Origin of the sequence: uncultured Georgenia sp., from assembly GCF_937958535.1 — a bacterium.
Classification (GTDB): domain Bacteria; phylum Actinomycetota; class Actinomycetes; order Actinomycetales; family Actinomycetaceae; genus Oceanitalea.
The window spans coordinates 1-7,063 of record NZ_CALGNQ010000206.1 but is presented as its reverse complement, the minus strand read 5'-3'; the positions used below and the strand labels follow the sequence as shown (position 1 = coordinate 7,063).

The window sequence follows — 7,063 nt, the reverse complement described above, 5'->3', positions numbered from 1 at the left end:
CCCCGCCGATCCCGCGCAGGATGCGCAGCCCGGAGACGGTGTCGGTGGCCAGCGTCGCCAGCCGCCCGGCGGCGTCACGCTGCGCCTTCTGCCGCGCCTGCAGCGGCCGGATGAGGAAGGAGACGACGACGGTGACCACGGGCAGCCCGAGCGCGACGACCACGCCGAGGCTCGGCGACTGCCGGAGCATGTAGCCGGTGACGGCCAGGTAGCCGACGAGACCGCCGACGAAGGCGGGCAGCAGCTCCAGGACGTTGCCGACCTGGAAGGAGTCGTTCGCGACCGCACTGACCACCTCGCCGGTGGGCAGCTCCTCACCGATCGCCGGGCCGGTACGGCTCACGTGGTGGCCGACGAGCCGGGTGGTGGTGAACGACCCGTGCATCCAGCCGCCGACCTCGGCAGCGTGCCCCACGCTCGTCGTCACCGCCCCGAACACGCCGACGGCGACGATGACGAGGGCGAGCCACAGCAGCCGGGCGGACACGCCCTCCGCCAGCCCGGTGTCCAGTGCCAGGCCGAGGAGCAGCGGGACCGCGGCACCGGCGAGCGACACCGCCGTGGTGAGGACGGCGGCGGGCAGGAGGACCCGCCGTCCCCGCCGCCCGACCCAGGTGAGGTAGGCCATCGGGGAGTGCAGCGGAGGGTGACCGGGGTGACCGGTCGGGACGTCGAGCACGCACCGGAGCCTATGCGTCCGCGAAGCGGCCCAGCAGCCTGTTTTCCTGCCGCCGCGGGGGCCTGAGACACTGGGGAGGTGACCCGCGCGGGCGGGTCGGAGGAGGACCGGTGGACGAGGAGAAGACGACTTCCGCAGGCGGACCGGAGGCGGCGCTGCGCGCCGGGCGGGAGCGCAAGGCGAGGAACGCCTGGCGCTCCTACCGGTTCATGGCGTTCGTCACAGGCGTCATGCTCCTGCTGCTGTGCGTGGAGATGGTCCTCGTCTACCTCGTCCAGGTGGGCCCGGACGTCGCGACGTGGATCCGGTGGATCCCCTTCGCGCACGGCTGGATCTACGTGGTCTACCTCATCAGCGTGTTCAACCTGTGGTCGACCATGCGGTGGGGGCTGGGGCGGATGGCCGCCCTCGTCGTCGCCGGTGTCGTGCCGATCCTCTCGTTCGTTATGGAGCACCGTGCCCAGCGCTGGTTCACCGCGGACCTGCCGGGCGTGGTCGCGCGGCGGCACACTACGCTGAGGCCGTGACCAAGAGCGACGCCCCCACGACCGCTGAACGGGCGGCCACCCCGCGACCAGTCCTCGTCGTCGACTTCGGGGCCCAGTACGCCCAGCTCATCGCGCGCCGGGTCCGCGAGGCGGGGGTGTACTCCGAGATCGTCCCGCACACCATGCCGGTGGACCGCATCCTGGCCAAGGAGCCGGCGGCGATCATCCTCTCCGGCGGCCCGGCCTCCGTGTACGCGCAGGACGCGCCGGCCGTCGACCCCGCGCTCTTCGCCGCCGGGGTCCCGGTGCTCGGGATCTGCTACGGCTTCCAGGCGATGGCCGCCGCCCTGGGCGGCTCCGTGGAGCGCACCGGCGAGCGGGAGTACGGGGCCACCGTCGTCGAGCTGTGCGCTGCCGGGTCGCTCCTCGAGGGCACCCCGCAGCACCAGCAGGTGTGGATGAGCCACGGCGACGCCGTCCGCGAGGCCCCCGCCGGGTTCGAGGTGCTCGCCACCTCGCCGGGCTCGCCCGTGGCCGCGTTCGAGGACCGCGAGCGGCGCCTCTTCGGGATGCAGTGGCACCCGGAGGTGCGGCACACCGACTTCGGCCAGGCGGCCCTCGAGCGCTTCCTGTACGACGGCGCGGGCCTGGAGCCGACGTGGACCCCCGGCAACGTCATCGCCGACCAGGTCGCCGCGATCCGCGCCCAGGTGGGCGACGGACGGGTCATCTGCGGTCTGTCCGGCGGGGTGGACTCCGCCGTCGCCGCCGCGCTCGTCCAGCGTGCCGTCGGGGACCAGCTCACCTGCGTCTTCGTCGACCACGGGCTCCTGCGGGCCGGGGAGGCGGAGCAGGTGGAGGAGGACTTCGTCGCCGCCACCGGCGTCAACCTCAAGGTCGTCGACGCGGCCGACCAGTTCCTCTCCGCGCTCGCCGGGGTCACCGACCCGGAGGAGAAGCGCAAGATCATCGGCCGGGAGTTCATCCGCACCTTCGAGCAGGCCGCACGGGAGATCGTCGCCGAGGCCGGCCACGACGAGGAGGTGCGCTTCCTCGTCCAGGGCACCCTCTACCCCGACGTCGTGGAGTCCGGCGGCGGGGAGGGGGCGGCGAACATCAAGTCCCACCACAACGTCGGCGGGCTGCCCGACGACCTGCAGTTCGAGCTCGTCGAGCCGCTGCGCACCCTGTTCAAGGACGAGGTGCGCGCCGTCGGGCTGGAGCTCGGGGTGCCCGAGTCCATCGTGTGGCGCCAGCCCTTCCCAGGCCCCGGCCTGGGCATCCGGATCGTCGGCGCCGTCGACGCCGAGCGGCTGGCGGTGCTGCGTGCCGCCGACGCCATCGTCCGGGCCGAGCTCACCGCCGCCGGCCTCGACCGCGACATCTGGCAGTGCCCGGTGGTGCTCCTCGCCGACGTCCGCTCCGTCGGGGTCCAGGGCGACGGCCGCACCTACGGCCACCCGATCGTGCTGCGGCCGGTCACCTCTGAGGACGCGATGACCGCCGACTGGTCCCGGCTGCCCTACGACGTGCTCGCCCGCATCTCCAGCCGGATCACCAACGAGGTGCCCGAGGTCAACCGCGTCGTCCTCGACGTCACGAGCAAGCCACCCGGCACCATCGAGTGGGAGTGAGGATCCTCCACGTCTCGGACTGCTTCCCCCCGCGGACCGGCGGTATCGAGACCCAGGTGCACGACCTCGCCGGCCTCCAGGTCCGGGCCGGGCACGAGGTGCACGTCGCGACGGCGACGGCGGGGGCCGACGGCGCCCGCCGCGCCACCCGGGTGCTGGGGACGGGGGTGCGCGTGCACCGGATGGCCTCCGCGCTGACCTTCGGGCTGCCCGCCAACCCGCGCGGCCCCTGGCTGCTGCGGCAGGCGATCACCCGGCTGCGCCCCGACGTCGTCCACGTGCACGCGGGCGTGGTGTCGCCGTTCGCCCTCGACGGCATGGTCGCCGCCCGGGTCACCGGGGTGCCGTTGGCGGTCACCTGGCACTGCATGCTCGACGGTTTCGTCACCGGCTACGGCCTGCTCTCCCGGCTCACCGGGATGGGCCGGACGGCCGCCGCCGTCTCCGCCGTCTCCCGGGTGGCGGGGGAGCGGGTGGCGCGGATGCTCGGACGCGACGACGTCCTCGTCGTCCCCAACGGGCTGACCGTGGCCGACTGGCAGCCTCCGGCGGGGACCCCTGCCGAGGTGCCCAACGGGCACCTGCGGCTCGTCGCCACGCAGCGGCTGGCGCCGCGCAAGCGGGTGGCGCCGCTCGTCGACATCGTCGCCGCCGCGCACCGCCGCCTGGGCACCGACGCATCCGGGGCGCCGCGGCTCCACCTCACCGTCATCGGCTCCGGCCCGGAGGAGACGCGGGTACGCGGGCACGTCCACCGGCTCGGGCTGGACGGCGTCGTCAGCCTCGTCGGCCAGCTGCAGCGGGACGAGCTGCGCGCCCGCTACGCCGGGGAGCACGTCTTCGTCGCCCCCGCGCGGCTCGAGGCCTTCGGGATCGCCGGCCTGGAGGCGCGCGCCGCGGGGCTGCCCGTCGTCGCCGGCCGCGGCACCGGCGTCAGCGAGTACATCACCCACGGGCAGGACGGCCTGCTCACCCCGGACCGCGCGGACGGGCTGGACGACGCCGCCGCGGACGCCGCCCTCACCGACGCGATCGTGCGGCTCGCCGAGGACCGGGACCTGCTGGGCCGGCTCCGGCGCCACGCGGTCAGCACCCCACCGGCCGCGGACTGGGCCGATGTGCTCGCCGCCTGCGAGCGGCTCTACGAGCGGGCGCTCGAACGGTCCCGCCGCACGCCCGCGCGTGAGACGTAGGTCACCCGGACATGTCGGGCAGGTCCTGGGACCATCGGCCTGGGAACCGGACATTCCGGAATGTCAGGATTGCGACCAAGGACCTCGACAACCGAGCTCCCGCAGATCCGAAAGGACCCACCATGAGCACCACTCGCGGCACCGGACTCGCCCGGTTGGCGGGCATCGTCGCCATCATCGCCGGCATCATCTTCATCGTCGCCGGAGGGGTCACCTGGGCAATGGTGACCAGCCAGCTCAAGGCCGAGAACATCACCGTGCCCGAGGACGCCGCCTTCCTGGCCGGCGCCAAGGTCCAAGGTCCGTTCTCCGCCTACGCCCAGGCGGACATCATCAACACCCACGCGCTGGCCGGGACCGAGGGCCGGACCTACGCCGAGCTCGGCGCCGCGATGCGTGAGGTCGAGCCCGGCTCGCCGGAGCACACCGAGCTCCAGGAGCAGCGCACCTCGGTCATGAACGCCTCCTTCCTGCGGGCCTCGCTGTTCACCTCGGTCGTCTCCTACGGGGTGGCGGCGCTGGTCATCGGGCTGGGCGTGCTGCTCATCCTCATCGGCGCGGGGATGAACCAGCTCGCCAAGGCTCCGGTCGCGACCGCCGCGGCGGACGGGCGGGTACCCGAACCGGCCGTCTGAGCCCGCACCCGTCGACAGCGCGCAGGGCCCCGGGGACGTCCCCGGAGCCCTGCGCATGTCCGCCGCCGCAGGGACTACTGCGCGAACGCCGCGAGCCGGTCGTCGGTGAGGTCGGTCCAGCCGAGCAGCGTGGGGTCGAACAGCTGCCGGCGGACCTGTCCGTCCGGCCCGGTCACCGTGACGGAGGGGGAGGTGACGTAGAGGTCGTGCCCGCCGTCGTCGGTGAGGCGCACGACGACGGAGGCCTGTCCACCGCCGGGGATCGACACCCCCTCGCCCTCCCGCAGGACCTGCCCGTCGACCGTCACCTCGGCGACGACGAGCGAGGTGAGGCCGAGGTCGACCGACCGCACCTCCACCGGGTCCCCGGAGACGTTCTCGGCGACGATCTCCAGGTGGTCGGTGCCGGGGTAGGCCAGGACGTACTCGGTGACGTCGAGCAGCCGGCCGGCGGGCTCCGGGGCCGCCGCCAGCCCCCAGGCACCGATCGGGTAGGCCCGCGAGGTGCCGTCCCCGAGGACCACGATGACGTCGGTGGCCGTCACGGCCGTGGCGGGCGGCACCACGCCGAGCGTCAGGTTGCCCAGCCGGCCCCGGTCCGTGACATCGCCCGCCTCGACCGTGAACCCGCTCACCTCGAGGTCGGGGGAGAGGACGACGGCGCTCACGTCGGTCCAGATCGGGTCGTCCTCGTCGGCGAGGAAGAGCAGGTTCACCGGGAAGGTCCGGTCGTCGGTGACGACGACGCGGGCCTCGGTCGTGGCGAAGGCCGGCACCGCCGGGACGGGCGGGTCCGGCTGCCCGGGCCCGCAGCCCGCCGCCGCGGCGAGGACCGCCACCGCGGCCAGGAGCCGCCCGCGTGCCCTGGTCCCCATCGCTCACCCCCGTCGGGCCCCCGCCGCCGTCGGCCGGTGCGTGCGCCCGAACCTAGTGGACCGGGCACCGCGCCCGCCACCCTCCGGGCCCGGCCGGACACGAGCACAGGGCCCCGGGGGATGTCCCCGGGGCCCTGTGCTCGTGTGCCGCTGCGGGCGTCAGTCGTCCCGCCCGACGAGCGCCTTGACCAGGAGCCCGACACCGGCCAGGACGAGGAGCGCGATGAGCGCCGCCTGCAGGTCGATCGTCAGCCCGAGCCCGACGCCGACGACGCCGAGGCCGAGCAGGACGAGGATGATGCCCCAGACGATGGTCCCCACCCGGGGGCCGGTGCGCTGCGGGGTGATGGTGGGCTGGTGGTCGCTCATGACGCCTCCTCGATGTAGATCATGCCGACGCTGACCTGGGCGTCGATGGTGATGTGCGGTCCGGCGCCGTCCCGCTCGAGTGTCGCGGAGAGCCCGATGCCGTTCGTGCCGGCGTCGCCGGTGGTGTTGTTGCGGGTGAGGTTCGGGCCGTACCAGTCGTCGTCGACCCGCGCCTCGATGCCTCCGGTGCCCACCCCGGACTCGATGGTGACGGCGCCCTCGTCGGGGACGATGAGGGTGAGGTCGCCGAAGGTGACGTGGGCCGGGACGGTGAGGTCCTCGTCGAGGTCGAGCTCGGTGAGGTCGACGACGAGCTCGCCGGCGAAGAGCGAGTAGCCCTGCTCGGCGGCACCCGGGGACGTCGGGACCCACGTCGGGTCGCCCGCCCACGTGGTGGACGAGGTGCCGATCCGGGCGAAGCCGGGCAGCGCGGCGGCCGCGGCGGCGGTGGGCACGAGGAGGATCGCCAGGACGAGCGCGGTGGCGCCCAGGCCGCCCTGGGTGCGGCCTCGCACGCCGCTGACGAGCACGCCCAGACCGAGGACGGTGAGGACGACACCACTGCCCACGAGCCAGGCGTTGCCGTCGAGGTTGCCCGTCTGGTGGGCGAGGGCGACCGCGGCGGCCCCGAAGAGTGCGATGGCCAGGACCAGACTCGTCATGCGCGAGCCGGGTCCGGGCACCGGGGGCCGCGGCGGCACGGGCGGCTGCTGCGCGGGGACGGGGCCGGGAACGCCGCCCCCGGAGCCGCCGCCCCAGGCACCGGACCCGCCGGCACCCCCCGTCCAGCCGGTGCTCCGGTCCCAGGACTGCGTCGTGCCCTGGTCCCAGCCCTGGTAGGCGTACCCGCTCGGCTCCGGGCGCTCGGGCGACGGCTCGGTGGGCAGCTGCTCGGTCGGCTCACCGATGCGTGCCGTGACCGTGGGGTCGTCCTGCCGGGCGGCGAGGGTGGTGGCGTCGTCCTGCCGGTCGGTGTCGGCGGCGTCGGGATACACCGCCGTGTCCTGCGCCGGGTCGGCGGTGCCGGCCTCGGGCAGCACGGTGGTGGCGTCCGCGCCCGGGGCGGTCGGCTCCTGCTCGGGCAGCGGCGCCGTCGTCTCCGGCTCCACGGACGCGGGACCGTCCGCGGTGGGGGTGGTGATAACGACTGAAACGTATCTAGAACGAGCTCGATATTTTTCTCAGGAGAC

At 74.3% G+C, this 7,063-nt stretch carries 8 protein-coding genes; 4 read left to right on the top strand and 4 right to left on the bottom strand.

The features are described from left to right. A partial coding sequence (locus tag Q0195_RS10930; protein WP_299278296.1) for an ABC transporter transmembrane domain-containing protein occupies nucleotides 1-679 on the bottom strand: 679 nt, incomplete at its 3' end. Between the two features lie 110 nt (nucleotides 680-789). Between Q0195_RS10930 and Q0195_RS10925 the strand changes: the two genes are divergently transcribed. From Q0195_RS10925 to Q0195_RS10910, 4 genes are all read left to right on the top strand, one after another. Continuing rightward, nucleotides 790-1,206, top strand: a complete 417-nt coding sequence (locus Q0195_RS10925) for a DUF3817 domain-containing protein (protein ID WP_299278294.1) — start codon at nucleotides 790-792, stop codon at nucleotides 1,204-1,206. Then, the gene (gene guaA, locus Q0195_RS10920; protein WP_299278291.1) at nucleotides 1,203-2,801 is read left to right on the top strand and encodes a glutamine-hydrolyzing GMP synthase; all 1,599 of its coding nucleotides are present in this window, start codon (nucleotides 1,203-1,205) and stop codon (nucleotides 2,799-2,801) included. The genes Q0195_RS10925 and guaA overlap by 4 nt, the downstream gene beginning before the upstream one ends. After that, nucleotides 2,798-3,994, top strand: a complete 1,197-nt coding sequence (locus Q0195_RS10915) for a glycosyltransferase family 4 protein (RefSeq protein ID WP_299278288.1) — start codon at nucleotides 2,798-2,800, stop codon at nucleotides 3,992-3,994. The genes guaA and Q0195_RS10915 overlap by 4 nt, the downstream gene beginning before the upstream one ends. 122 nt (nucleotides 3,995-4,116) lie before the next feature. Next, the gene (locus tag Q0195_RS10910; RefSeq protein ID WP_299278286.1) at nucleotides 4,117-4,629 is read left to right on the top strand and encodes an aromatic ring-opening dioxygenase LigA; all 513 of its coding nucleotides are present in this window, start codon (nucleotides 4,117-4,119) and stop codon (nucleotides 4,627-4,629) included. A 74-nt stretch (nucleotides 4,630-4,703) separates the two neighbouring features. Here the strand turns inward: Q0195_RS10910 and Q0195_RS10905 are convergent, their stop codons facing one another. The 3 genes from Q0195_RS10905 to Q0195_RS10895 form a co-directional block, all read right to left on the bottom strand. Next, complete coding sequence (locus Q0195_RS10905) at nucleotides 4,704-5,504, bottom strand: hypothetical protein (protein WP_299278284.1); 801 nt, start codon at nucleotides 5,502-5,504, stop codon at nucleotides 4,704-4,706. Between the two features lie 159 nt (nucleotides 5,505-5,663). Beyond that, nucleotides 5,664-5,873 (bottom strand): hypothetical protein, encoded by a 210-nt coding sequence (locus Q0195_RS10900; RefSeq protein WP_299278281.1) that lies wholly within the window; start codon nucleotides 5,871-5,873, stop codon nucleotides 5,664-5,666. Next, nucleotides 5,870-6,982, bottom strand: a complete 1,113-nt coding sequence (locus tag Q0195_RS10895) for a hypothetical protein (protein ID WP_299278278.1) — start codon at nucleotides 6,980-6,982, stop codon at nucleotides 5,870-5,872. The genes Q0195_RS10900 and Q0195_RS10895 overlap by 4 nt, the downstream gene beginning before the upstream one ends. Between the last annotated feature and the right edge of the window lie 81 nt (nucleotides 6,983-7,063).